The 26,015-nt window shown below is 62.8% G+C and carries 24 protein-coding genes; 8 read left to right on the plus strand and 16 right to left on the minus strand.

Annotated features, from left to right (window positions below):
* The 6 genes from AC2FM3_RS11580 to AC2FM3_RS11605 all read right to left on the minus strand — a co-directional run.
* Positions 1–634, minus strand: a 634-nt coding sequence (locus tag AC2FM3_RS11580; protein WP_496681879.1) for an NAD(P)-dependent oxidoreductase, incomplete at its 3' end; no start/stop codon positions are given.
* Between the two features lie 15 nt (positions 635–649).
* The gene (gene rodA / locus AC2FM3_RS11585; RefSeq protein ID WP_496681881.1) at positions 650–1,789 is read right to left on the minus strand and encodes a rod shape-determining protein RodA; all 1,140 of its coding nucleotides are present in this window, start codon (positions 1,787–1,789) and stop codon (positions 650–652) included.
* A complete protein-coding gene (gene mrdA, locus AC2FM3_RS11590) occupies positions 1,786–3,732 on the minus strand; it encodes a penicillin-binding protein 2 (RefSeq protein WP_496681883.1) in 1,947 nt (648 codons plus the stop codon). Before mrdA ends, rodA begins: the two co-directional genes overlap by 4 nt.
* A complete protein-coding gene (locus AC2FM3_RS11595) occupies positions 3,729–4,265 on the minus strand; it encodes a rod shape-determining protein MreD (protein ID WP_496681885.1) in 537 nt (178 codons plus the stop codon). The genes mrdA and AC2FM3_RS11595 overlap by 4 nt, the downstream gene beginning before the upstream one ends.
* Complete coding sequence (gene mreC / locus AC2FM3_RS11600) at positions 4,258–5,163, minus strand: rod shape-determining protein MreC (protein ID WP_496681886.1); 906 nt, start codon at positions 5,161–5,163, stop codon at positions 4,258–4,260. Before mreC ends, AC2FM3_RS11595 begins: the two co-directional genes overlap by 8 nt.
* 61 nt (positions 5,164–5,224) lie before the next feature.
* On the minus strand, positions 5,225–6,271 hold the full coding sequence (locus AC2FM3_RS11605) for a rod shape-determining protein (protein WP_093963423.1): 1,047 nt from the start codon (positions 6,269–6,271) through the stop codon (positions 5,225–5,227).
* A 156-nt stretch (positions 6,272–6,427) separates the two neighbouring features.
* Between AC2FM3_RS11605 and AC2FM3_RS11610 the strand changes: the two genes are divergently transcribed.
* Positions 6,428–7,213: a 23S rRNA (adenine(2030)-N(6))-methyltransferase RlmJ gene (locus AC2FM3_RS11610; RefSeq protein WP_496681888.1), complete on the plus strand. Its 786-nt coding sequence runs from the start codon at positions 6,428–6,430 to the stop codon at positions 7,211–7,213.
* A 169-nt stretch (positions 7,214–7,382) separates the two neighbouring features.
* Here AC2FM3_RS11610 and AC2FM3_RS11615 read toward each other — a convergent pair whose 3' ends face one another.
* Positions 7,383–8,954: a 2-isopropylmalate synthase gene (locus AC2FM3_RS11615; protein ID WP_496681966.1), complete on the minus strand. Its 1,572-nt coding sequence runs from the start codon at positions 8,952–8,954 to the stop codon at positions 7,383–7,385.
* Positions 8,955–9,241: 287 nt separating this feature from the next.
* Here AC2FM3_RS11615 and AC2FM3_RS11620 point away from each other — a divergent pair, with 287 nt between their 5' ends.
* Positions 9,242–9,907 carry an SDR family NAD(P)-dependent oxidoreductase gene (locus tag AC2FM3_RS11620; protein ID WP_496681889.1) on the plus strand — a complete coding sequence of 222 codons (666 nt, stop codon included), beginning with the start codon at positions 9,242–9,244 and terminating at the stop codon, positions 9,905–9,907.
* A 4-nt stretch (positions 9,908–9,911) separates the two neighbouring features.
* Here AC2FM3_RS11620 and AC2FM3_RS11625 read toward each other — a convergent pair whose 3' ends face one another.
* Positions 9,912–11,381 carry a 2-isopropylmalate synthase gene (locus AC2FM3_RS11625; RefSeq protein WP_496681890.1) on the minus strand — a complete coding sequence of 490 codons (1,470 nt, stop codon included), beginning with the start codon at positions 11,379–11,381 and terminating at the stop codon, positions 9,912–9,914.
* A gap of 155 nt (positions 11,382–11,536) precedes the next feature.
* Here AC2FM3_RS11625 and AC2FM3_RS11630 point away from each other — a divergent pair, with 155 nt between their 5' ends.
* Entirely contained in the window at positions 11,537–13,195 is a 1,659-nt protein-coding gene (locus tag AC2FM3_RS11630) for an NAD+ synthase (protein ID WP_496681968.1), read from the plus strand.
* 270 nt (positions 13,196–13,465) lie between these two features.
* Positions 13,466–13,732: a hypothetical protein gene (locus tag AC2FM3_RS11635; protein WP_496681893.1), complete on the plus strand. Its 267-nt coding sequence runs from the start codon at positions 13,466–13,468 to the stop codon at positions 13,730–13,732.
* Positions 13,733–13,860: 128 nt separating this feature from the next.
* Here AC2FM3_RS11635 and AC2FM3_RS11640 read toward each other — a convergent pair whose 3' ends face one another.
* Positions 13,861–14,793: an MBL fold metallo-hydrolase gene (locus AC2FM3_RS11640; protein ID WP_496681895.1), complete on the minus strand. Its 933-nt coding sequence runs from the start codon at positions 14,791–14,793 to the stop codon at positions 13,861–13,863.
* Positions 14,794–14,933: 140 nt separating this feature from the next.
* Between AC2FM3_RS11640 and gltX the strand changes: the two genes are divergently transcribed.
* Positions 14,934–16,259, plus strand: a complete 1,326-nt coding sequence (gene gltX / locus AC2FM3_RS11645) for a glutamate--tRNA ligase (RefSeq protein WP_496681897.1) — start codon at positions 14,934–14,936, stop codon at positions 16,257–16,259.
* Between the two features lie 69 nt (positions 16,260–16,328).
* Here the strand turns inward: gltX and AC2FM3_RS11650 are convergent, their stop codons facing one another.
* Positions 16,329–16,898, minus strand: coding sequence for a gamma-glutamylcyclotransferase family protein (locus AC2FM3_RS11650; protein WP_496681899.1), 570 nt, complete (start codon positions 16,896–16,898; stop codon positions 16,329–16,331).
* A 96-nt stretch (positions 16,899–16,994) separates the two neighbouring features.
* Here AC2FM3_RS11650 and AC2FM3_RS11655 point away from each other — a divergent pair, with 96 nt between their 5' ends.
* Complete coding sequence (locus AC2FM3_RS11655) at positions 16,995–17,441, plus strand: RrF2 family transcriptional regulator (RefSeq protein ID WP_005978780.1); 447 nt, start codon at positions 16,995–16,997, stop codon at positions 17,439–17,441.
* 3 nt (positions 17,442–17,444) lie between these two features.
* Here AC2FM3_RS11655 and AC2FM3_RS11660 read toward each other — a convergent pair whose 3' ends face one another.
* A complete protein-coding gene (locus AC2FM3_RS11660) occupies positions 17,445–19,973 on the minus strand; it encodes an ABC transporter permease (protein ID WP_496681902.1) in 2,529 nt (842 codons plus the stop codon).
* Complete coding sequence (locus AC2FM3_RS11665) at positions 19,970–20,665, minus strand: ABC transporter ATP-binding protein (RefSeq protein ID WP_496681905.1); 696 nt, start codon at positions 20,663–20,665, stop codon at positions 19,970–19,972. Before AC2FM3_RS11665 ends, AC2FM3_RS11660 begins: the two co-directional genes overlap by 4 nt.
* Before the next feature lie 26 nt (positions 20,666–20,691).
* Here AC2FM3_RS11665 and AC2FM3_RS11670 point away from each other — a divergent pair, with 26 nt between their 5' ends.
* A complete protein-coding gene (locus AC2FM3_RS11670; protein ID WP_496681908.1) occupies positions 20,692–21,357 on the plus strand; it encodes an arylesterase in 666 nt (221 codons plus the stop codon).
* A 155-nt stretch (positions 21,358–21,512) separates the two neighbouring features.
* Positions 21,513–21,938, plus strand: a complete 426-nt coding sequence (gene trxC, locus AC2FM3_RS11675; RefSeq protein WP_496681910.1) for a thioredoxin TrxC — start codon at positions 21,513–21,515, stop codon at positions 21,936–21,938.
* Positions 21,939–21,967: 29 nt separating this feature from the next.
* On the opposite strand, the gene AC2FM3_RS11680 is transcribed toward trxC, so the two are convergent.
* The 4 genes from AC2FM3_RS11680 to ettA all read right to left on the minus strand — a co-directional run bounded on the left by AC2FM3_RS11680 (position 21,968) and on the right by ettA (position 25,989).
* A complete protein-coding gene (locus AC2FM3_RS11680) occupies positions 21,968–22,174 on the minus strand; it encodes a cold-shock protein (RefSeq protein WP_149777124.1) in 207 nt (68 codons plus the stop codon).
* Between the two features lie 191 nt (positions 22,175–22,365).
* Positions 22,366–23,250 (minus strand): sulfotransferase domain-containing protein, encoded by an 885-nt coding sequence (locus tag AC2FM3_RS11685; protein WP_496681913.1) that lies wholly within the window; start codon positions 23,248–23,250, stop codon positions 22,366–22,368.
* A 154-nt stretch (positions 23,251–23,404) separates the two neighbouring features.
* Positions 23,405–24,226, minus strand: coding sequence for a sulfotransferase family 2 domain-containing protein (locus tag AC2FM3_RS11690; protein WP_496681916.1), 822 nt, complete (start codon positions 24,224–24,226; stop codon positions 23,405–23,407).
* A gap of 95 nt (positions 24,227–24,321) precedes the next feature.
* The gene (gene ettA, locus AC2FM3_RS11695) at positions 24,322–25,989 is read right to left on the minus strand and encodes an energy-dependent translational throttle protein EttA (RefSeq protein ID WP_496681918.1); all 1,668 of its coding nucleotides are present in this window, start codon (positions 25,987–25,989) and stop codon (positions 24,322–24,324) included.
* Between the last annotated feature and the right edge of the window lie 26 nt (positions 25,990–26,015).

Below are 26,015 nucleotides of genomic sequence, written 5' to 3' on the forward strand. Positions count from 1 at the left end.
GCAGGGCCAGCGTCTCGGCGTTCAGGGTGTTTTCGGTCGCCGGGGTATCGGGCAGCAACAGAACCACGATGTCGGCCTGTCGCAACGCGCGGCGCAGGCCGTCAGGCCCATGCATGCCGCTGACTCCGGGGATGGTCTTGGCGGTGCGGCTCCAACCGATGACGTTGAACCCGAGTCTGGACAGCGCCACGGCCGCCGCCTGCCCCAGCGCCCCCAGCCCCAGCACGCAGACCGTTCGCTGGGACGCCAAAGGCGGAGGGTCCGGGGCCCAGACACCGTCTTGCACCGTGATGTGCCGGTCCATGCCCAGATGGTAGCGCAGGACGTGGCCCACCACCCATTCGGTCATACCCTGAGTCAGGCCGTGATCGACCATCCGGGCCAGCGGAACGGTCAGGGTTTCGTTTCCGGCGATCTTCTCGACCCCCGCCCAGAGGCTGAGCACCGCCTTCAACCGCTTGAACGGGGTGAAATCCAGCAGACCGCCATTGGGGGCATAGACGACATAGTCCACCTGTTCCGGCGGAAGATCGGTGGCGATGGTGGCGTCCATCCCCGACAGGCCCTTGGTCAAGAGCGGTTCATAGACCGGCCACAGGGCAGGGCGGGCAGAGAACAGGACATTGATCGACATCGCAAGCCTTTCGGGTCAGCGGGGGCGGTGGATGTGGGCGCTCTGGACGATGCCGAAGGCGACCATCAGCACCAGCATGGCCGAGCCGCCATAGCTGACCATCGGCAGCGGCACCCCCACCACCGGGGCCAGACCCATGACCATCGACATGTTGACCGCAAAGAACAGAAAGAAGTTCAGCGAGATGCCCAAGGTCACCAGGGACGAATACCGGTCTTTGGCGGACAGGGCGGTGACAAGGCAGAAGACAAGAATCAGCCCGTAGAGCGTCAGCAGCGTGATGCCCCCGACGAAGCCGAATTCTTCGGCCAGGGTCGTGAAGATGAAGTCGGTGTGCTTTTCGGGCAGGAAGTTCAGGCGCGATTGCGTGCCCTGCATGAACCCACGTCCGTTCCAGCCGCCGGACCCCAGCGCGATTTTCGACTGGGTGATGTGATATCCGGCGCCCAGAGGGTCGCTTGAGGGGTCGAGAAAGGTGTCGATGCGGCGGAACTGATAGTCTTTCAGCAACTGCCAGTCGGTACCGCGACTTTTGAACACGGCAGTGATCAGGCCCACCCCCGCCGCGATGACGGCGGCGAAATAGGCCCAATGCACGCCTGCCAGAAACATCAGCCCACCTCCGGCCGCCAGCAGCAGGATCGCGGTTCCCAGGTCTGGCTGTTTCAACACCAGCGCGGTCGGGATCAGGATCAGGAGAAGAGGCAGAAGCACCCAGAGCGGTCGCGACGTCTTTTCCGAAGGCAGCCAGTCGTAGTAGGCAGCCAACACCATCACCAGCGTGACCTTGGTCAGTTCGGAGGGCTGCAGCCGCATGAACCCCAAGTCGATCCAGCGCTGGGCGCCCATGCCAACCGTGCCGAACAGCTCGACCAGCACCAACAGGCCTAGAGAGCCGAGATAAGCCAGCAAGGACATGCTGCGCCAGAACCAGATCGGGATCAGCGCCACGATGAACATGACCGCAAGGCCGAGGCCGAAACGCTCCATTTGCGGTTCCGCCCAAGGGCGCCACGACCCTCCGGCGACCGAATACAGCATCAGAAAGCCGGCGCTGGCGACGCTGATCAGCAACAGGGTCAGGGGCCAGTTCATGTACAGAAACTTGCGCAGCCCGGTCGGCGTGGTCTTTACGGCATATTCTAAATAGCTCATGCGCGATCCTTCTTCTCGGGCCGCGCCTTGGGACGCCGATCGCCTTCCAGGCGTTTTTGCTGTTCCTTGATACGCTCTCGGTCGGCCACCGGATAGGCCTCGAGCGGGGGCGTGCCACCGTACAGCGCCTGCAGCATCACGTCGCGGGCGACCGGCGCCGCCGCCTTGGAACCGCCGCCGCCGTGCTCGACGACCACCGCCACCGCAAATTTCGGATTGTCATAGGGCGCGAAGCTGACGAACAGGGCATGGTCGCGGCGCTCCCACGGCAGGTCCTCGTTGCGGATCACGCCAGCGGCGCGCTCGGCCTTGGTGATGTTGCGCACCTGGCTGGTGCCAGTCTTGCCCGCCATCCGGAACTCGTCGGCGATGATGCGGCTGCGATAGGCCGTCCCGCGACGGTCGTTCGAGACCGTAAACATCGCCTTGCGGACCTGTTCAAGGTTGCGGGGGTTCACGTCCAGCGGCGCGCCCTCGCCCGTGGGCTGTTCGACCCCGTTGACGCTGCGGATCAGACGCGGCGTGACCGCGCGCCCTGTGGCGATCCGGGCCGACATGACGGCCAGCTGCAAGGGCGATGCCAGCATGTAGCCCTGCCCGATCGAGGCGTTGGCCGTGTCGCCGATCAGCCATTCCTGGCCGTGGACGCGCCGTTTCCATTCCTGGTTCGGGGCAAGACCCGCGGCCACGGCCGACATCGGTAGGTCGTGTTTGATGCCCAGACCGAACTTGCGCGCCATGTCCGAGATTCTGTCTATCCCAACGCGCAGGGCCACGTCATAGTAGTAGACATCACAGCTGCGCTTCAGCGAGGTTTCAAGGTCGACGGTCCCATGCCCGCCGCGTTTCCAGCAGTGGAATCGCCGGCTGCCCACCTTCAGGTAGCCGGGACAATAGACGGTGTTGCCCGGGCCCACGACGCCGGCCTCCAGCGCGGCCAGCGCGGTGATCATCTTGAAGGTCGACCCGGGCGGATAAGTGCCCTGAACCGTCTTGTTGGCCAGCGGGCGATGGTTGTTCTGGGTCAGGGCCTGGTAATCCGCCACCGAGATCCCACGCACGAACAGGTTGGGGTCGAAGCTGGGTGTCGAGCTGATGGCCCGCAGATCGCCCGTCTCACAATCGATCACGACCACGGCGGCGCTTTCGCCGGCCAGCCGGGCCTGCGCGTATTCCTGCAGGTCGGCGTCGATGGTCAATTGCAGGTCAGCGCCGGGCTGGCCCTCGCGGCGGTCAAGTTCGCGCATGACCCGGCCGGTTGCATTGACCTCGACCCGCTTGGCGCCCGCCTTGCCGCGCAGCAGGTCTTCCTTCTTGGCCTCAAGCCCGACCTTGCCGATCTGAAAGCGCGGGATCATCAACACCGGCTCGGGGTCTTCCATCTTGCTCAGGTCGTAGTCGCTGACAGGTCCGACATAGCCGACCACATGGGCGAAATCCTCGTAGCGGGGATATTGGCGGGTCAGGCCGACCTCGGGCGTGACGCCAGGAAGGGCCGGGGCATTGATCGCCACTTTCGAGATGTCCTCCCACGTCACCTGGTCGGCCAAGGTGACGGGCAGGAACGGGGCCGTGCGCCGCATTTCGGTCTTGGCGCGCTCGATCTCGTCTTCCTTCAACGGGATCAGCCGCGCCAGATCAGCGATCACCTTGTCGACGTCGCCGGCGTCCTCGCGCACGATGACGATCCGGTACGAGGGCGAATTCTGCGCGATCACCTGTCCGTTCCGGTCATAAATACGGCCTCGGGTCGGCGGGATCAGCCGGATGTTGATGCGGTTCTCTTCGGCCAGCAGCCGGTATTGATCGGCCTGTTCGACCTGCATGTACCGCATGCGCGCCGCCAGCCCCCCGGCAAAGGCAAGCTGCATGCCGCCCAGTACCAGGGCCCGCCGGGTCAGGCGTTTGTGGGCCAGGCCTTTGTCCCTGGTGGGGCGTTTCATGCCTGCCCCCCCCGGATCGTCGGGTCGACCGCCGACGGGCGCCGGACGCCCAGAACGCCCTGGCCGAAGATGACGACAAGCGGGTAGACCATCACGGTCAGAGCCGCCTGGACCAGAACCGGCGCCAACGCCCCCTGTTCGACCGATAGCAGCCCCAGCACGATGCGGTTTGACAGAAAAACAGCCGCAATGACCGCCCCGACCGATGTCCACTCCGCTACAAAGCCCATATCGCGCATGCCCGGCCCGGCCGACCGAAGATAGGACGCGCCCATGACCACCAGCGCTGCCAGCAGGCCCGGTGGGCGTTGCAGCAACAAATCTTCCATCAACATGACGAACGCCACGCTGAGGGTTGGAACGTCGTCAGGCCGCCGCAGGACCCATGCGAAGGTCAAGGCAATCAGTAATTCGGGAAACGGCCAGCGATCGGGGCGGGTGTCCAATGGCAATAGGTGGAAAAACATCACCAGCATGCCCAAGGCCAGATAGAGGCCCCGCATCATCCACAGGCGCGACGCGGCCCTATCCATCGGCGGCCTCGTCATCGGGAACCAGCAACGCTTCGGGGCGTTTCGGACCGACCAACCCGCCCGGATCGCGGATTGGATCGGCCGCGTGATAGCGCAGCACACGCAGGAACTCCAAGCGTTCGAAATCTGCCGACAGGCGTACGCGCAGGCGGCCGCTGGGGTCTTCCGCGATCTGGCCGATCAGCAGGCCCGCCGGAAAGACGCCGCCATCGCCCGAGGTCACCACGCGGTCGCCAGGACGCACGAGTTCGCGATTTTCCAGAAATTCGACCACGGGCGCCGGGGTGTTGTCCCCTTGGATCAGCGCCGTCTGGCCGGACGGTTGAATGGTGGCGGGTATCGCGCTGGACGCGTCCGTCAGCAGGATCACCCGCGCCGTGTCTGGCCCCACGCCAGAGATACGCCCCACCACCCCGATGCCGTCCATCGTGGCCCAGCCGTCGACGATGCCATCGCGCTCGCCGACGTTCAGCAAAACCGATTGCCGGAACGGTGACCCGCTGTCGGCCATGACGACGCCGGTGATGTAAGTCAGACGCGGATCAAGTCGAACATTGTTCAGGTCCAATAGGCGCGCATTTTCCTGCTCCAGTTGTAGCGCGGCTTCTTTCCAGGCGCGCATGCGACGCAGTTCGCTGCGCAGTTCGCGGTTCTGTTCGCTGAGCCGCTGATAGCTTTGAAAATCCCGCACCAGGTTAACGGTGGCCGTCACCGGCACCATGGCCCAATCCATCGAGGGCACCACCGTATCGACCACCTGCGCCCGGAACCGCTCGACCCGAGGACTGTCGATGCGCCAGACCAGAAAGATGCCCAGCAGGCACAAGACGACGATCCCCGTGAACAAGCGGCGCAGGGGGGTGGTATAGTCGTCGCGCTGTGCCCGGTCTTTTGCCACAGGACTCCTTCCCGTGCTGCTCGTGCCCGATCGTTGACCCTCGGATCAGAGGGTGCGCGCCTCAGCTTTCGTAGTCAATCGCGTGGCGCAGCTGTTTTTCGTATTCCAGGGCCTTGCCGGTGCCCAAAGCCACGCAGTTCAGGCTTTCGTCGGCAATCGACACGGCCAATCCGGTCTGTTCGCGCAGGGCCAGGTCCAGATCGCCCAGCAGCGCGCCGCCGCCGGTCAGCATCACGCCCCGGTCCACGATGTCCGCAGCCAGATCTGGTGGGGTGGTTTCCAGTGCGGTCATCACCGCCTCGCAGATCTGCTGGACGGGTTCCGACAGAGCCTCGGCCACCTGGGCTTGGCTGATCTCGATTTCTTTGGGAACACCGTTCAGAAGGTCGCGTCCGCGGATATGCATCGATTGGCCGCGCCCGTCATCGGGCATCCGGGCCGTGCCGATGGTGGTCTTGATCCGCTCGGCGGTGGATTCGCCCACCAGCAGGTTCTGCTGACGGCGCAGATACGAGATGATCGCCTCGTCCATGCGGTCGCCCCCCACGCGGACCGATCGGGCATAGACGATGTCGCCCAGCGACAGAACGGCCACCTCGGTGGTGCCGCCGCCGATATCCACGACCATGTTGCCGGTAGGATCGGTGATCGGCATCCCGGCGCCGATGGCGGCGGCAATCGGCTCGGCGATCAGACCCGCGCGGCGGGCGCCCGCCGACAGAACCGACTGACGGATCGCGCGTTTTTCAACTGGCGTTGCGCCGTGCGGCACGCAGACGATGATCTTGGGCTTCGAAAAGGTCGAACGCTTGTGCACCTTGCGGATGAAATGCTTGATCATCTCTTCCGCGGTGTCGAAATCGGCGATCACCCCCTCGCGCATTGGGCGGATGGCCTCGATCGAGCCAGGAGTACGGCCCAGCATCAGCTTGGCATCTTCGCCCACGGCCAGAACCTTCTTGACCCCGTCCTTGACATGGTAGGCGACAACCGAGGGCTCCGACAGGATCACGCCGCGCCCCTTGACATAGACCAGCGTGTTGGCCGTCCCGAGGTCGATGGCCATATCCGCTGTGAACAGGCCGCCCAAACTGTCGAAGATCCCCATATTTCCCCTGATCCTGTCTGTCAGAAATTTCTACTGCCCGCGACTCGACGGTTCCGGGACGGATGACTTATAGGGTGCCAAGACGCCCGGTAAAAGGGCTGATTCCGCGTAAGTCAGCGCCTTTCCGCCTTTCTGACAGGGACTTTAGAAGGCAACATGCTCTCATATCAACACATTTACCACGCGGGAAATCTAGCGGACGTGCAAAAGCACGCTTTGTTGGCATGGATGCTGGACTACATGAGCCGCAAGGACAAGCCGATCAGCTATCTCGAGACTCATTCGGGGCGGGGCTTGTATCACCTGAATGCCCCCGAGGCCGTGCAGACCGGAGAGGCAGCGGCAGGGATCGGGCGCGCGCTGAGCAACGGGTGGTTTGCCGATGATCACCCGCTGGCACGCGCGTTGCACTCGGTGCAGGCGCAGTTTGGCGAAACGGCCTATCCCGGATCGCCGCTGATTGCGGCAAGCCTGCTGCGTCCGCAGGACAGTCTGCATTTCGCCGAGCTTCACCCGCAGGAATACGCGGCGCTGAACCAGGCTCTGACTGGGCGCGGTGCCAAGACGTACAGACAGGACGGGTTCGAGCTGGCTCAGTCGGTTCTGCCGCCCACACCTCGGCGCGGGATGATGCTGATTGACCCCAGCTACGAGGTTAAGGCGGATTATGGCCGCCTGCCTGGGCTGATCGCCAAGTTGCACCGCAAGTGGAACGTGGGCCTCATTGCCCTGTGGTACCCGATCCTGACGGACGATCGGCACGTTTCGATGGTGTCGGCACTGAAGAGCCTGGATCTTCCCAAAACGTTCGTGCACGAAGTTCGGTTTCCGCCTGCGCGGAAGGGGCACCGGATGATCGGTTCGGGCATGTTCGTGGTCAATGCACCCTTCGGGATCGAAGACGAGGCGGCGCGTCTTTCCGACCTGTTCGCAAAGATCTGACGGCGCTTCAGGGGCGATGGTTTCCCGCCCCGTCTGACAGCATCGAAGATGCCGCCAAACGTGTTGGGCCCGGCACCGCGCCTTGGGAGCGGTGCCAGGCCCAAGGCCGTCAAGCTGCGCGGCGAAGCCGGGCTGCCGCGGGCGCGGGAGCCCTGCCTGCCATTTCTGATCAGGTCAGATCCTTGTAGCTGATCTCGCGTGCATCCGTGCCCGGGCCGGCCTTTTCGCGGCGCATGATCAAGCGGTTCAGCGCGCTGATATAGGCCTTGGCCGACGCCACCACGGTATCCGTGTTCGCGGATTGGCCCGTGGCGATCATGCCGTCTTCCTCCAGACGGACGGAAACCGTGGCCTGCGCGTCGGTACCCTCGGTCACGGCATGCACTTGGTACAGCTGCAGATGCGCCTTGTTCGGGTAGATCACTCGGATCGCCTTGAAGGTGGCGTCGACCGGCCCGTCCCCGTGCTCGGTGGCAATGACATCCTTGCCGTCGACCTCCAGTTCGACCGTGGCTTCGGCCTGACCGCCGGTGCCGCAGGTGACTTTCATCGAGACCAGCTGCAGGTGGTCGTTGGTCGCGTCATCAGCGCTCATCAGCGCGATCAGGTCGTCGTCGAACACCTCTTTCTTGCGGTCGGCCAGTTCCTTGAACCGCACGAAGATGTCCTTGAGCTGGTTGTCCCCGACCTCGTAGCCGAGTGTCTCCAGCTTGTCGCGCAGCGCGGCCCGGCCCGAATGCTTGCCCAGCGGAAGCGAGGTGCCCGAAAGGCCTATATCTTCGGGGCGCATGATCTCGAAATTCTCGCGGTTCTTCAGCATGCCATCCTGATGGATGCCGCTTTCATGCGCAAAGGCGTTTTTGCCGACGATCGCCTTGTTGAACTGCACCGGAAAGCCCGAAACCGTCGCCACCCGACGCGAGATATGCATGATCTTGGTGGTGTCGATGCCCGTTTTCCACGGCATGATGTCATTGCGGGTACGCAGGGCCATCACGACCTCTTCCAGCGCGGTATTGCCCGCGCGTTCCCCCAGGCCGTTGATCGTGCATTCTATCTGCCGTGCGCCGCCGGCAACCGCGGCCAGGGCGTTTGCGGTCGCCATGCCCAGATCGTTATGGCAATGGGTGGCAAAGACCACCTCGTCAGCGCCCGGAACGGTTTCGATCAACCTGCGGATCAGATCGGCCGACTCCGCCGGAGCAGTATAGCCCACCGTATCGGGAATGTTGATCGTGGTCGCGCCGGCCTTGATCGCAATCTCGATCACGCGGCACAGATAGTCCCATTCGGTCCGGGTCGCATCCATCGGCGACCATTGCACGTCTTCGCACAGGTTGCGGGCGTGGCTGACGGTCTCGTGGATCTTTTCGGCCATCTCGTCCTGAGTCAGGTTCGGAATGGCCCGGTGCAGTGGTGAGGTGCCGATGAAGGTGTGGATCCGGTTCTTCTCGGCGTGTTTCACCGCCTCCCAGCAGCGGTCGATATCGGCGAAATTCGCACGGGCCAGGCCGCAGATGCGGGCGTTCTTCGCGCGCTGCGCGATTTCCGACACGGCCTTGAAATCCCCCTCGGAAGCGATTGGAAAGCCGGCCTCGATGATGTCGACGCCCATGTCGTCCAGCAGCTCGGCGATTTCCAGCTTTTCGTCATGGGTCATGGTTGCGCCGGGGCTTTGCTCGCCGTCGCGCAAAGTGGTGTCAAAGATCAAGACGCGGTCTTGGTCGGTCACGTTGGTCATGGGGGTCACTTTCTTGTCTGTCCTAAAGCCATTGGCGCGCAGGCGTCCTCCTCTGAGCGGGCGCGCCGGATGGCACGCTCAGAGGCGGATTAGGATCAGTAGGCCACGCAGGGACGCGCCACGGGCGGTGGCGTCGAACGAGGGGATATCTGCGCGGTTGATCATGGGTTCGAGGTTATACACCCCAAACCGGGAATGAAAAGAAGGAAAATGCGCGGCCGTCCGATTTCGCGAAAGGATCGGAAACGGGGATTGATTGCGCAGGCAACTCCGCTAGCTGGAGAGCGATGAGAAATGCTTTGGTCATAGGTGCAAGCGGCGGGATCGGCCGGGCCGTCTGCAATGAGCTTCTGTCGCGGTCGGTTCATGTCGTCGGTCTGTCGCGGTCGGAAAACGGGCTGGATCTGATGCAGCCGGAACTGGCCGACGAGATGCTGGGCCGTGTCGAAGGGCCGTTCGACCTTGTTCTGGTGGCATCCGGTGCGCTCGAGATCGACGGGGCGGAACCGGAAAAGACTATTCGGGCGGTTTCGGCCAAGGCCATGATGGATCAATTCGCCCTGAACGCGGTGGGACCGGCCCTGGTGCTGAAACACGCGCATCGCCTGTTGCCGCGCAACGGGCGGTCGGTGTTCGCGGTACTGTCGGCACGGGTGGGCTCGATCGGGGACAATCGTCTGGGCGGTTGGGTCAGTTATCGCGCGGCCAAGGCGGCGGTGAACCAGATCGTGCATACGGCCGCAATCGAACTGGCCCGAACCCACAAGGATGCGATCTGCGTCGCCCTGCACCCCGGAACGGTCAAGACCCCGTTCACGCAGAAATACCTGGGCCGGCACCCTGCGGTCCCGCCGGACGAGGCGGCGAGCAACCTGATGCAGGTTGTCGATGGTCTATGTCCCGAGCAGACAGGGCAGTTCTTCGACTGGGCCGGAAAGCCGGTGCCATGGTGACGTTCTACCCGTCCGACGGGGCGGCATCCGGGTCCGTTTCGGCTTCGGGCGCTTGCGGTTCAGCCTCGGTCGGCTGTTCGGCGCCGGATTCGGTCAGCGCGCCGTTTTCCCAGGTGCCTGTTTCTTCTTCCCCGTTGGCATAGCGCATCGTGCCGCTGCCCTGACGCTTGCCATTGACGAAATTGCCTTCGTACACGTCGCCGTTGGGGTAGGTCGCAACGCCAAATCCGGTGATCTTGCCCTCGGACCACGCGCCCGAATATTTGAAGCCGTTGGGCATCACCACCTCGCCCTGGCCGTGGCGCTGGCCGTTCAGGAAATCGCCGGTGTATACGGTGCCGTCGGCATAGGTCGCCTTGCCCTTGCCCTGGCGCACGCCGTCCACCCAGTCTCCGTCATAGCTGGACCCGTCGGCGCGGGTCAGAACACCCTTTCCGTGAGTGCGGGCGTTTTTGAACTGGCCTTTATAGATCGTGCCGTTGGCATACGTGGCTGTACCCCGGCCTTCGATTACCCCGGCAACCCAGTCGCCTTCGTACGAGGAGCCGTCGGGATAGGTGATGCGCCCTTGCCCGTCGGCCAGATCTGCTTTGAAATCGCCGACATAGACCGAGCCGTCGGGATAGGTCGCCTCGCCCAGCCCGTGAATCTGGCCGTCCTTCCATTCGCCCGAATAGACATATCCGTCGGTGCCCGTGTAGGTGCCCTTGCCGTCGCGCCGGTCATCGTCGAATTCGCCTTCGTAGATGTCACCATTGGCATAGGTCACCTTGCCCGCGCCCTGACGCCGGCCGTCGACCAGCGGGCCTTCGTAAACGTCTCCGTTAGGCTGGGTCAGGCGTCCGGTTCCGTTGATCCGGTCCTCGGACCATTCACCTGCATAGATCATCCCGTCGGGCATCGTCAGCGTGCCCTGACCGTCGCGCTGCCCGGCCTTGATGTCGCCCTCGTAAACGGCGCCATCGGCATAGGTGATCTTGGCCTTGCCCTGGCGCACGCCATCGACCCAGTCGCCGTCATAGACATAGCCTCCGGGGTCGGTCATCACGCCCTTGCCATGGTGTTGCGCGTTTTTGAACCCGCCCTCGTAACGTATGCCGTTGGCATAGGTCACGACACCGGTGCCGTTGATCGCGCCGTCCACCCATTCGCCTTCGTAGGTGCCGCCATCGGCGAAGGTGATCTTGCCCTTGCCGTGGGGCCGGCCCTTGACGAAGTCGCCCTCGTAGACCGAGCCGTTGGCGTAGCGCGCGATCCCTTTGCCCTGGATCTCGCCTTCGACCCATTCGCCGGTATACTCGAACCCGTCCGGCAGCCGGTAGGTGCCTGTACCGTGGCGCAGACCGTTTTCGAAGGTGCCCTCGTAGACACCGCCCACGTCGTCATCGGCAACGATGACCTGGCCCTGCTGCGCCAGAGACTGGCCGGCCACACCCATCGCGGCGATGGCAATCGAATTCCTGAGAAGCTTCATCTGGGTCCCGCCTGCCCGGTTGTCATCTGTTGGGTTCGCTCGTGCAAAACTATGACACAGCATCCGGTCGGGCAACGGGTTTTGCCGCTATGGCCTTTCACTTGCGGCCCGATCTGCTAAATGCCTTGGCAGGTGACGAGGGCAAGAGGGCAAACATGGCCGACCATTTCCGCATCACGCTGGCACAGCTGAACCCAACGGTGGGCGACATCGCGGGCAACGTAGCCAAGGCCCGGTCCGCGTGGGAGCAGGGCTGTGCGGCGGGCGCCGATCTGGTCGCACTGCCCGAGATGTTCGTCACCGGCTACAACACGCAGGACCTAGTGCAGAAGCCCGCCTTTCACGCCGCCGCCATGGACGCGTTGCGGCAACTGGCCACAGACTGCGCGAACGGGCCGGCCATGGCCATCGGCGGGCCTTGGGTCGAGGACGGCAAGCTCTACAACGCCTATCTGATCCTCAACCAGGGGCGGATCGTCAGCAAGGTATTCAAGCATCACCTGCCCAATGAAACGGTTTTCGACGAAGTGCGCCTGTTCGATGCCGGGCCGCTGGGCGGGCCCTATGCCGTGGGCAACACCCGGATCGGCAGCCCGATCTGCGAGGATGGTTGGCACGAGGACGTGGCCGAGACGCTGGCCGAGACCGGCGCTGAGTTCCTGCTGATCCCCAACGGGTCCCCATATTTCCGCGACAAATACGATGTGCGCCTTAACCAGATGGTCGCGCGCGTGGTCGAGACAGGTTTGCCTGTGATCTATCTCAACATGGTCGGTGGGCAGGACGACCAAGTGTTTGACGGGGGCAGCTTTGGCCTGAATCCCGGCGGGGCGCTGGCCTTCCGCATGCCGGTTTTCGACGAGGCGGTGACTCATGTCGATCTTCAGCGCGGCGAACAGGGCTGGACCATCGCGCCGGGCGCGGTCGCGGAACAGCCCGACACGTGGGAGCAGGACTATCGCGCTATGGTGCAGGCGCTGCGCGACTACATGGCCAAGACCGGGTTTTCCAAGGCGTTGCTGGGCCTGTCGGGCGGGGTCGATTCTGCGTTGGTGGCCACAATCGCCGTCGATGCGCTGGGGGCTGAAAACGTGCGCTGCGTGATGCTGCCGTCGGAATATACCAGTGCCGCGTCGCTCGAGGACGCCGAGGCCGTCGCCAAGGCGCTGGGCGTGCAGTACGATTATGTGCCGATCAGCCAATCGCGCGCCGCCGTGACCGAGACCTTGGAGCCGCTGTTCGCGGGTCGACCGGCCGACATTGCCGAGGAGAACATCCAGTCCCGTCTGCGCGGTCTGCTGCTGATGGCGATCTCGAACAAGTTCGGCGAGATGCTGCTGACCACCGGCAACAAATCCGAGGTCGCCGTGGGCTATGCCACGATCTATGGCGACATGAATGGCGGCTACAACCCGATCAAGGATTTGTACAAGACACGGGTGTTCGAAACCTGCCGCTGGCGCAATGCCAATCACCGCGACTGGATGAAAGGGCCGGGGGGCGAGGTCATCAGCTCCTCGGTCATCGACAAGCCGCCCAGTGCCGAGCTGCGCGAGGATCAGAAGGACAGCGACAGCCTGCCTGACTATCCGGTGCTGGATGGCATTCTTGAGATTCTCGTGGATCGGGACGGTTCGATCGCCGATTGCGTCGCCGCCGGGTTCGACGAGGCCGATGCCCGCCGGGTCGAGCATCTAATCTACATCAGCGAATACAAGAGATTCCAGTCGGCGCCGGGCACCCGGCTAACCAAACGGGCCTTCTGGTTGGACCGGCGCTATCCGATCGTGAACCGCTGGCGGGATCGCGGGTGAGCCGCACGCCCGGGATGAGTCTTGGGCGGCAAAATGCACAGTTTAGTTTTGCGAAAAGAAACAATGTCATCTGAATATCCATCATTGTGTGTTTTGTTGGCCGGATAGAGGCTTTGGCCCCGCAGATCCTTGCTGCGATGACATCTTTTCGACATAATTTGGTACAGGTCCTGCCTTGATTGGCCGTTTCGGCCGCGTGCATCTTGAAAGACAGGGCCGCTGGTAAAGCATCCGTGGTGGGGTGCCAAACGTTAGTTGGTTGGTGTTGAGATGTTTAACGATTATGACAAGCCGCTGCATGCTCCTTTGCAGTACAAAGCGATGAAGTCGCCGCCGCAAGATTTGGATGTGGCGGACGTGGATGCCTCGATCGCGGATATTATGCAAAAGGAACGGCGCCGAATGCCGGCCGCAGCGATCAAGCGCCCGGAATTTCCTGATCTGCGTGCCGACGAGGAACCCGACGATGGGAAGTCCGCGCCGAGCCTGGTGGGGACCTTCAGGCAGAAACTGGCGGAACTGGCAGGCGCGGCCTGAGCCCGGGCGGGGTGCGTCGAGACCGAGCGTTGAGAGCAGCAGAGCGGCACCCAGCAACTGTTGTTTGTCGAACTTCCATCCATGAAAAGCCCGCGCTAAGCGCGGGCAGTCCAATGGTGCGCCGTCGTTTACCCCATCATCTGATAGCTGACGGGCACGAAGCGGAAGCCTTCACCGCGCTGTTCGACGAAGCCTGCGGCCGGGAACGGCATGTGATACCCGATCATCGGTATCTTGTCGGCGGCCAGCATGCCCAGAACCTTGCGCCGCGCCGCGGTCGCCGCAGACTTGTCCATGTCGAACCGAACCTCCCATTCGGGATGGGCGAAGGACCAGACATAGTGGTTGGCCAGATCCGCAGTCAGGATCAACCGCTGACCGTTGCTTTCCAGGTGATAGACCATATGCCCGGGCGTGTGGCCGAATGCGGCCATGGCGGTGATGCCCGGCGCGACCTCGGCGCCATCTTCCACGAAGGTCATCTTGTCCGCCATCGGAGTGACCTTGGCGGCCACCATGTCACCGACGCGGTTTCCGGCCTCTTGCGCCGACCAGAAGTCATATTCGGTCGCGGCCGTGATATAGCGCGCGTTGGCAAAGGTCGGAGCGTCATTCGTGGTCATCCCGCCGATGTGGTCGGGGTGCATGTGGGTCAGAACCACCACGTCGATGTCATCGGGCGAAACGCCGGCATCGGCCAAGGCCTTTTGAATGCCGCCCTGGCCCAGGCCCGTGTCGAACAGGATCATTTCGCTGCCGGTGTTCACAAGCGTGGGCGTGAAGAAGAACTGGGCCTTGTCGGCAGGGATGAAGTTTTCCGCCGACACTCGGGCGAATTCCTCGTCCGAGGCGCCTCCCCCAAAGATTTCCTTGGCGCCTTCCCTTGGCAGGCTGCCGTCAAGCAGGGTCGTCACGGTGAGATCGCCCAGCATGAAGCTGCGGGCGGCGGCCGAATTGGCCATGGCCCCCGGTCCGGCGGCTAGGGCTGGTTTGACCGAGGCGGCAAGGGGCAGCGCGGCTGCGGCACCCAAAGCGGCGCGGCGGGTGAATTTCGGTGTCATTGAACTGTCTCCCTGTGTGATCACGCGTGATGAACTAGGGTGGCCGCGCGTCCCGGCAACCCCGGGCGGCGTCGGCCGCCCAGCAATCGCTGGACAAAAACGCGCCCATATGACAAGAGCCGCGCCAACAGGAGACATCCATGACAACGACCCGTTTCGCCCCGTCGCCCACCGGTTACATTCATGTGGGCAATCTGCGCACCGCGCTGATGAACTATCTTATCGCCCGCAAGGCCGGCGGCACGTTCATCCTGCGCATCGACGACACCGACCCCGAGCGGTCGAAGGAGGAATATGTCGATGCGATCAAGCAGGACCTCGAGTGGCTGGGCCTGCACTGGGACCGGGTCGAGCGGCAGTCGGACCGGCTGGACCGCTATGCCGAGGCCGCCGACAAGCTGCGCGAGATCAGCCGGTTCTACGAGGCCTTCGAGACCCCGACCGAGCTGGACCTCAAGCGCAAGAAGCAGCTGAACATGGGCAAGCCGCCGGTTTATGACCGGGCCGCCCTGAACCTGTCGGGGGCCGAGAAAGAGGCGCTGCGGGCCGAGCGCGGCAACGGCGTGTGGCGGTTCAAGCTGGATCACGAGCGCATCGAATGGAAAGACGGCATCCTGGGCGACGTGTCGATCGACGCGGCCTCGGTGTCGGATCCGGTGCTGATCCGCGGCGACGGGCAGGTTCTGTACACGCTGGCTTCGGTGGTGGATGACACCGAGATGGGCGTGACGGACGTGGTGCGCGGCGCCGATCATGTCACCAACACCGCGACCCAGATCCAGATCATCAAGGCCCTGGGCGGAACCGTTCCGAACTTTGCGCACCATTCGCTTTTGACCGGCCCGCAGGGCGAGGCGCTGTCCAAACGGTTGGGGACTCTGGCGCTGCGCGATCTGCGCGAGCAGGGTGTCGAGCCGATGGCGCTGTTGAGCCTGATGGCCCGTCTGGGGTCGTCAGATCCGGTGGAACTGCGCAGCGACATGGCTGAGCTGATCGAAGGTTTCGACGTGACCCGGTTCGGGTCGGCGCCGACCAAGTTCGACGTGCAGGACCTGTTCCCGCTGACGGCCCGGTATCTGCAGACGCTACCGCTCGAGAAGGTTGCCGACGCGGTTGCCGCGGCCGGTGTGCCCGATGAACTGGCCGAACCGTTCTGGATGATGGCGCGCGAGAACATCACCACGCTGAACGACCTGAAGGGTTGGTGGGAGCTGTGCCGCGACGGCGCCGAGCCGCTTATCGACGAGGAGGACCGCGAATTCGTTGCGCAGGCGATGGAACTGCTGCCCGAGGGGCCGTTTGACGGCGAGACCTGGGGCAAGTGGACGGCGGTTGTGAAAGAGGCGACCGGCCGCAAAGGCAAGGGCCTGTTCATGCCCCTGCGCAAGGCGCTGACCGGTATGGAGCGTGGCCCCGAGATGGCGGCCCTGCTGCCGTTGCTGCAGGTTATCCGCGCGCGCGCATAGGCCCGTGCCGTGCAGGCGTGAGTGAACTCGAACAAACGACAAGGCGGGCGCGAACTGGACCCGCCTTTGTCATGCGGCCTGAACGATCTGCGCAGCGATGCGGTTCAGGTGGGCATCCACCAGGTCGGTTTCTTCCGGGCGCAGTTGCTGGTGACGCGGATAGCGCGGCTCGGCCCGGTCGTTCAGGATTGGGGCGTTCCAGCCATCCGTCGTGTCAAAGAAATCCCGGACACCCGTTTCACCGAAGGCGCGCAGATAGCCCTGCACGACCACGTCGACATAGCTGAGCAGGATCGGATGATTCCGGTTGGGATCATTCTGCCGCTGTAGCGGGACGGCATAGACCGCGATCTCGATCTCGCGCGGCAGGGGATGGCTGACCTGCTCGGTGGCCGCGACCCGGTCATAGGCCCATTCGCGTTCATCCAGCGCGGCCCAGTCGTTCTTGGGAACATGGGCGATCATCCCGTCGATCTCGGACTTTGCGTCGGGGACCGCTGTCAGGAAGGCCACCGGGCGCAGGTCGGTGTGGCACCAGGCGCGCCGCCAGCCGCGCAGAAGGGCCGGATGCGGGTCGGGGAAGTCATGTGTGGCCAGATTCACGAGGCTGCCATAGCCAAAGAAATACGGGTCAGTCATTCACGCGCTGTCCGAAGTTTCGATTGATGTATGTCAAACCGTTTTTTTGCGGTGCGTGCAATAAGGCTGCATCTTGTTTTTCGGGGGGAGGATCTCATGCGGATCACCAAACGAACGAATATCGCGGTGCGGCTGCTGATGTATTGCGCCGCCCATCCCGACCGGCTGGTGACCAAGTCGGAAATCGCCGAGGTGTGCAACATCTCGGAAAACCACCTGGCGCAGGTGATCAACCAGCTCAGCCAGCTGGGGTATCTGAGCACGCAGCGTGGCCGGAACGGCGGGATGGAACTGGGCCGTCCGGCCGATCAGATCCGGATCGGGTCGGTCTTTCGCCATGTCGAGGGCGACTTGCCGATCGCCGAATGTTTTGCGGATGCCGACAACACCTGCCCGTTGACCGATGCCTGCCGGTTGCGCCTGGCCCTGCAGGATGCAGCCGAGGTGTTTTTTGCTTCGTTGGACGAAATCACGCTGGATGCGTTGGTCTGTGACAACGATCCGTTGTTGAAGATTCTGCAGCCCGTGACTTGCGCTCGGTGATTATCAGTCACTGGCGCGCAGGATGCGCGCCGGGCTGGCGGACAGCGGGCGCAGTGCGAAGGCAAGGCCCGCCAGCAGTGTGACGATCAACCCCCCCGCCACGATCCCCAGGGCCGCGGGCCAGATGATCGTGTACCGGGTATCGAAAATGTAGGTCGCCACGGCCCACCCGCCCAGTACGCCTGCAGCCAGCGCGATGCTGCCTGCCGCCAAGCCCAGCAAGGCCGAGCGCAGCGCAAAGCTCAGTAGGATCTTTCGGCGGTCCGCGCCGATGGTCTTGAGGATCGCGGCCTCGTAGCGCCGGGCGGGTTCACCGGCGGCCGCCGCCCCGATCAGCACCAGAAACCCGGTCAGCAGCGACACGCCCGCCCCATAGGATGTGGCCGACGCCAGCCCCGCCAACAGGCCCGAGACGCGGTCGATCGCGTCGCGCACGCGGATCGCGGTGATGTTGGGGAATTGATCGGCCAAATCGCGCAGGATGGCGGTCTCGGCCCGTTCCTCGGCATAAACGGTGGCGATGAAGCTGTGCGGCGCGCCGGCCAGTGCGGCCGGGTTCATCGACATGACAAAGCCCATGCCGGCGGTCGAGAAGTCCACCTCGCGCAGCGAGGTGATCGTGGCCGTGATGTCTCGGCCCAGGATATTGACGGTCAGGGTGTCGCCCAGTTTCAGGCCCATCTCTTCGGCCTCTTCGGTGGCAAAGCTGATCTGCGGCGGGCCGGAATAGTCCGGCGCCCACCAGTCGCCTGCCGTGATGCGTGCATTCCGGGGTGGACGTTCCGAATAGGTCACGCCGCGGTCGCCTTCCAGAACCCAATGGTCTCCGGCCACCTCGTGCGCGGGACGGCCGTTGATCCGGGTGATGATGCCGCGCAGCATCGGCGCGCTTTCCAACCGCGTAACGCCGGGATCGTTTTCCAGCCGGTCCAGAAACCCGGACATCTGGTCCTTCTGGATGTCCACGAAGAAATACGAGGGCGCCACGTCGGGCAGGTTGCCCGAGATCGCGTTGCGCAGGGTTCCGTCGATTTGGCCGACGGCTGCCAGAACCGACAGGCCCAGCCCCAGCGACAGAACGACCGGGGCCGCCCCTTCGTGCGGGTCGGAAATGGCGGCCAGTGCCCAGTGCAAGGCCGGGCGGCCTCGGGCCCGCCGGGCAGACCAGTGTGCAACCCGCTGGATAGCGAAGGCCGAAAGGGCCAGCAGCGTCAGGGCGCCAAGGAACCCTGCAGCCGTCCAGAGCGTCAGCCGCGTGGATCCGCTGAACACTGCAGCGGTGGCGATCAGTGCAGTAAGGGCCATGGCCGTGGCCAGCAGGAATGCCGGGCGCGGCAGGACCCGGGCCGCGGACAGCGCATCGCGGAACAGGGTCGCGGCGCGGACGTCTTCCGTGCGGGCAAGCGGCCAGAGCGTGAACACAAGCGCGGTCAGCAGGCCATAAAGCGCGGCCTCGAACAGCGGCTGGGGATAGAGCGCGAATACCGCAGGAACGGGAAGGCGGCTCTCGATCACCGGGGCCAGCAGAACCGGTGCCAAACCGCCCAGCAAGGCGCCGGCGGCGATTCCGAAGACCGACAGAACGCCAATCTGGATCAGGTAGGTCTGAAAGATCGTGGCCCGGTCGGCGCCTAGGATTCGCAGCGTGGCGATGGTTTCGATCTTGCGGGCAAGATAGGCGCGCACCGCGGCCGAGACGCCGATACCACCCACTGCCAGCCCGGACAGGCCGACCAGTACGAGGAACGCGCCCAGACGCGCCACGAATTCGGCAATGCCCGGCGCCCCGTTGCGCGCATCTGTCCAGCGCATACCGGACCCGTCCAGGACCTGCGCCGCTTGCGCCGATACGGCGGCCAGATCCTCTTGGGGCGGCAGGTCGAGCCGGTACTTGGTGGAAAACAGCGTGCCGGGTTGCAGTAGGCCAGAGGCGCGCAGATCCCGCGTGCGGACAAGGGTCCGCGGGCCCAGCGTGAACCCGTCGCCAGCGGCATCGGGTTCGTGGATCAAGGCGGCGGTCAGGATGAATTCCTGGGTTCCCAGCGCAAAACGGTCGCCGATAGCCAGACCTAGCCGTTCGATCAGAACCGGATCCATCACAGCACCGGGACGGGTGCCTTCACCATCGAGCGCGCGGGAGAGCGGGATATCGGGATTCAGGACAACCGTGCCGATCAGGGGATAGGTGTCGTCTACCGCCTTGACCTGCGTCAGTCCGCGCAGGCGGTCGGGCCCGTTTCGGGTCACGGCCATCGAGCGGAAATCGACTACCTCGGACACCTCCGCCGCGGTGCGTTCCATCCATGCGCGCTCGGCATCATCGGCAAAGCGATAGGTCAGCTCGATCTGCGCGTCGCCCCCTAAAAGGGCCGCGCCCTCTTGCGTCAGGCCGGTTTGAATGGCTTGGCGGACGGACCCCACCGCGGCAATCGCCGCCACGCCGAGGGTCAGACACGCCAGGAATACCCGGAATCCGTTCAGCCCGCCGCGCAATTCGCGCCGGGCCAGCCGCGCGGCCTGACTCAGGCTCATTCCGCGGCCTCTTGCGCGGTATCTTCGTTGATGCGGCCGTCGCGCAGGTGCACGACCCGGTCGCATCTGGCGGCCAGACTTCGGCTGTGGGTGACAAGGATCAGCGTCGCGCCGTAGCGGTCGCGCAGGCCGAATAGCAGATCGACGATCGCGGCGCCGTTGGCTTCGTCCAGGTTGCCGGTGGGCTCGTCCGCCAGTAGAATCCGCGGGCGCGGCGCCGATGCGCGGGCCAGGGCGACCCGCTGCTGCTCGCCCCCGGACAACTGCGCAGGGTAGTGATCGCGCCGGTGCGACAGGCCCACCGCGTCCAGCTCGGCCTCGGCCCGGACAAAGGCATCGCGGTGGCCGGCCAGTTCCAACGGTGTGGCGACGTTTTCCAAAGCGGTCATGGTCGGGATCAGGTGGAAATTCTGAAAGACGACACCCATTGCATCACGGCGGAAGCGGGCCAGCGCGTCTTCGTCCATCGTGGTCAGGTCGTGCCCCAGCGCCGTAACTCGGCCCGCCGAGGCCCGTTCGAGCCCCCCCATCAGCATTAGCAGAGACGACTTGCCCGATCCGGACGGGCCGATCAGGCCCAGAGACTCGCCCCGGCCTACCGAAAGGGAGATGTCGTGCAGGATTTCGATGGGTCCGGCATTGCCATTCAGCGTCAAAGCGGCATTTTCAAGGGTCAGAACGGGTGTAGTCATCGGGCAATCCGGCTGGAGCGATTTAGATGGGATATGGAGCGATGCGGAATTTGCGCAAGGTGCTGACGGCGGGCGCATTTGCCGTTTGCGGCTTTGCTGCCACAGCCGAGCAGGTCGTCATCGCGGCGCTGGGGGATTCGCTGACGCAGGGTTATGGGCTGATCGAGCAGGACGGGTTCGTACCGCAGTTGACCCGCTGGTTGCGGGAACGCGGCGTTGAGGCGCGGGTGATCAATGCCGGGGTCTCGGGCGATACCACGGCGGGCGGCGCGGCGCGGGTCGACTGGACTCTGACGCCGGATGTCGACGCCATGATCGTCGCGCTGGGCGGCAACGACCTGTTGCGAGGGATCGAGCCGCAAGTGTCGCGCACCAATCTCGAGCGCATTCTGCAGACGGCCCAGGCCGCGGGCGTTCCGGTTCTGCTGATCGGCATGCAGGCGCCGGGCAATTACGGGGCGGACTACAAAGACGCGTTCGACGCCATCTATCCGGAGCTGGCCCAACAATACGGCACCATCTTTGCGCCCAGTTTTTTTGCCGGGCTGTCGGCTGGGGGCGACCCGGGCGCGGCCCGGGCATACATGCAGCCCGATGGCATTCATCCCAACTCTCGAGGGGTGGCGTTGATCGTGGAAAACCTTGGCCCGAGGGTTCTGGAGCTGGTCGAAGCCGTCAAAGAGGATCGCTAGAAAGTTCGCGCGGGCTTTCTGATGCACCGACGTTTCAGTACTGATTGCCTTGTGCTGCTTGGTCGTGAAATACGGATGGAACGTGTTTGGTGCGGCCATTGCACGATCGGCCATCCTGCCTATATGCATTCGAGAAGTTGAATATGGGAGCCGGAATGGCTGACAAGACATTGACCTGTCTGGAATGCGGTCAACTCAACCGCGTACCCGCAGAAAAACTGGCGGCTGGTCCTAAATGCGGGACCTGTGGCGCTGCGTTGGTTCCGCGCAAGGCGGTCGAAGTGGACCCGGCCATATTGGAGAAGGCGGCAAAACATGACGACCTGCCGTTGGTGGTCGATTTCTGGGCGCCGTGGTGCGGACCCTGCCGCATGATGGCACCCGAGTTCTCGAAAGCGGCCGACACGCTGGCCGGGCAGGCCCGGTTGGTCAAGCTGGACACTCAGAAACACCAATCCGCCGGTGCGCGGTATCGGATACGGGGTATCCCGACGATGGTGGAGTTTCAGCGGGGGAAAGAGACCAAGCGGCAGTCCGGCGCGATGCGGGACGGGCAGATCGTGGCGTGGGTGAAGGGATAGGGTGGGCTTGAGCGCCCACCCTTAGGGTCTTACACCAGTTCGATATTGTCGGCGCTTTCGCGGCCGTCACGGCCCGAACGCAGCTCGTACGTCACTTTCTGGTTGTCGGCCAGACCGGTCAGGCCCGAACGCTCGACGGACGAGATGTGCACGAACACGTCCTTGCCGCCTGTTTCGGGTGCGATGAAGCCGTAGCCTTTGGTGGTGTTGAACCATTTCACGGTGCCTGCGGGCATTCCGTAGTCTCCTGTTTTGGTGCTGCCCGCGGAAGTGCGGCAGCCTGGCGTCGTTGTCTGTATCGATAGACTGAACGCCGAAAACGGAGACAGTAGGTCGAAGTAGAAAAACGTAAGCTTGTTGTATATGGCACTGCCCGGGTCAGGTGACAAGGGCGATTGTCACCACGACCGGGGCGAACATGTCGGGATCAAAACCGCCAATAGTCCAGAATCGGTGCAAGAATCCGATTCAGTTCGTCGGCGGTTTCCGGCTTGAGCTCATTTTTCCACTGCCCGCTTTTGCCCGAACGTTTGTGTTCCAGCTTTGGCGCGCCTTTCTGGATGGGGCTTGCAAAATTCGACAGTTTTTCAATGCTTTCCTCGCTCAGGTCGATCTCAAGATAGTCGGTGACCTTGCGCAGGAAGACATCCGTGTGTTGCGAGAACTCGTCGTATGTCAAGAACAAGGCATCCGGAACCGTCTCGGCGAGTTCTCGGTACTCCGTGAACAACGGCAGAATCCACTCCTGTGCTTGCCTGAGCACATATGCGTCGATTCCTTCCTCGGACAACTTGGCGCGCTTCTCCAAGAATTTCTCGCGAGCCTTGGTGTTCAGGGGTTCCGGATGAGTATATGCCCATGAATAAAAGGAAGAAACAAGGACGTCGCGCGGATCACGAAAGAAGAAAATGTGCTTGAAGTTTTCCCGGCCGGGAAACTCTACAGGAAATCGGAGCGGGCCGTAGATTTCGCCGTATTGCCGGAAGAGCATATCGTAGTTCTGCGGAAGGAATTTGCGGATGTGAAGGCCCGCCGAGTCAACCGCATCGCCCAGTTCCCAATACGCACTGGCGTAGTTGAAGGTTTCATATTCGCTTTGATCTGCAAGCTCTTCCAACAGGGCGGTGACGAAGGTCGAAGCACACTTATGCGTGGTGAAGAATAGAAAAGACTTGTGTGTCTTTGGTCGGTTGTTCGCCTCCAAGACCCGCTCCTTGGCGGCTAGGAAAAGCTCTTGTTCCTGCATCGGCGGCTCGATGGGTGTCGGATCTTCATCAACGGAACGATGCAGTTTTTCGAACAGTTTCTTCAATTTCAACCTCGTCTGGGCCTGGCAGCAATGGGAAAAGCCAGTTGTCTTGCGTAATGGCGGCTATTTGTTCAGTTTATCCGACTGTCGGCGAGCGAAAAGGTATTTGCGGCATTTTTTCGACGCTACTGCCTTCTGTAGCAGAGCCGAAACCTACCTAACCGCTATCCGCGCTGCTTGAGTCTTGGTTGTCCGTCGGCTCGTCGAACGAATAGCCAAAATAGTCAATGTCCTGCGCATAGATCTCAGCGACCAAATCACGAAGTTCGTCAGTGTAAGAGTCTTGGTACCTTGATTTCTGCGGACGCGCGCTGTTGATTTTCAGAGAGCCGAGTTCCGGGCAGCCGATTTGTTGTCCGATTTTCGGCAATTCCTCCTGTCGGTTTTCAAAGCGAACGATCTTGTCGACGATGATTTTGCCATTTTCATCAGAAATGAATTCCAGGCACGTTCGCGTCAGTGGACGGTACGTAAATATCGTTGAGCCCGGGGACAGACGTTCCTGATGGATGCTTTTCACGAACTGCTCAAATGTCAAATCGTCCACAGCTGACGTGTTTTTTCGCATGTACATGTACAGAGACAGAATCCGCTCCCACGGATTGCGCACGACCGTGAAAGTGAAGATCTTCTCCCAGAGTTCAACGCCAAGGAGGTCGCGCATTTCAACGGCGGTCAGGTGGTCTTCAAAAATCTGTTCGGTCGCTTTGTCTTTTTCGGGGATATTCAGCTTTCCATGACCAATACCAAACCTTTCACCAAGTTGCGCTCGAATGGACGAAGATGATGTGCGCGGGATGTCCACGAACCAAAAACCCGTTTGCCGAACTTCGCGCCGTCCACGGTGATAGTTCAGTTGGCGATTGATCGCGTTCTTTTTGCGCTCGAAAGACCGCGAAAGTTTAGATTCCAGCAAGGCGAGCCTCTCCTGAAGTAGCGAACGGCAATGCTGGATGCGTCGCTTGGATGCTCTAATCATCACTTTAGCCTTTCGATACTGCGAAGCAGCCTGTATTGACCCTGTCACGATCACGGGGCGGACATATCCGCAAACGTATTCTCATTCCAACTGTCTCATCGCGCGAACTTCTTGTGCTTCAGCCGTTTGGGCTCCAGCGCATCCGGCCCCAAGCGGCGTTTCTTGTCTTCCTCGTAGTCGGCAAAGTTGCCCTCGAACCATTCGACATGGGCGTCACCTTCGAAGGCCAGAATATGCGTACAGATCCGATCGAGGAAGAAACGATCGTGTGAGATCACGACCGCGCAGCCGGCGAAATCGACCAGCGCGTCTTCCAGCGCGCGCAGGGTTTCGACGTCAAGATCGTTGGTCGGTTCGTCCAGCAGCAGGACGTTGCCGCCCTCTTTCAGCAGGCGGGCCATGTGGACGCGGTTGCGCTCGCCCCCTGACAGCAGCGAGACCTTTTTCTGCTGGTCGCCGCCCTTGAAGTTGAACGACGAGCAATAGGCGCGGGAATTGACCTGTGCATCGCCCAGTTGGATGATCTCGGCGCCGCCGGTGATGGCCTCCCACACGGTGTCGTTGTCGTTGAGGTCGTCGCGCGATTGATCGACATAAGACAGCTGCACCGTATCGCCGTATTCGATGGTGCCGGCATCGGGCTTTTCCTGGCCGGTGAGCATCTTGAACAGGGTCGACTTGCCGGCGCCGTTGGGGCCGATGACGCCGACGATGCCGCCCGGCGGAAGGCTGAACGAGAGATCCTCGATCAGTTGCTTGTCGCCCATGTGCTTGGACAACCCGTTGACCTCGATCACCTTGCTGCCCAGGCGCGGGCCGTTGGGAATGACGATCTGGGCGCGCGACAGCTTTTCGCGTTCGGATTGCTGGGCCAGTTCGTTGTAGGCGTTGATGCGGGCCTTGGATTTGGCCTGGCGGGCCTTTTGACCTTGACGCATCCATTCCAGTTCGCGCTGTAGGGTCTTCTGCTTGGACTTGTCCTCGCGGGCTTCCTGCTCCAGCCGCTTGGCCTTCTGTTCCAGCCACGAGGAATAGTTGCCCTCGTACGGGATGCCGCGTCCACGGTCGAGTTCCAGAATCCAGCCGGTGATGTCATCCAGGAAGTACCGGTCGTGGGTGACGATCAGGATGGTGCCCTTGTAGTCGATCAGGTGTTGCTGCAGCCAGGCGATGGTCTCGGCATCCAGGTGGTTGGTGGGTTCGTCGAGCAGCAGCATGTCGGGTGCTTCGAGCAGCAGCTTGCACAGCGCCACGCGGCGTTTCTCGCCGCCCGAAAGGGTTGTGACATCGGCATCGTCGGGCGGGCAGCGCAGCGCCTCCATCGACACGTCGATCTGGCTGTCCAGATCCCACAGGTTTTCCGCGTCGATCGCGTCCTGCAGGGCGGTCATCTCTTCCATCAACTCGTCCGAGTAGTTCTCGGCGATTTCCATCGCGATCTCGTTGAAGCGGTCGACCTTGGCCTTTTTCTCGGCCACGCCCAGCATGACGTTTTCACGGACGGTCAGGTTCGGGTCCAGCTGCGGCTCCTGCGGCAAATAACCCACTTTGGCGCCTTCGGCGGCCCACGCCTCGCCAGTGAAGTCCTTGTCGAGGCCGGCCATGATCTTGAGCAGGGTCGATTTACCGGCGCCGTTGACGCCGACGACACCGATCTTCACGCCGGGCAGAAAGCTCAGGTGGATGTTCTCAAAACACTTCTTGCCACCGGGATAGGTCTTCGAGACACCCTGCATGTGGTAGACATATTGATAGGCGGCCATGTCACGTCCTCTGGATCGGGGAATTC

The organism is Ruegeria sp. BHSB172, assembly GCF_059613165.1.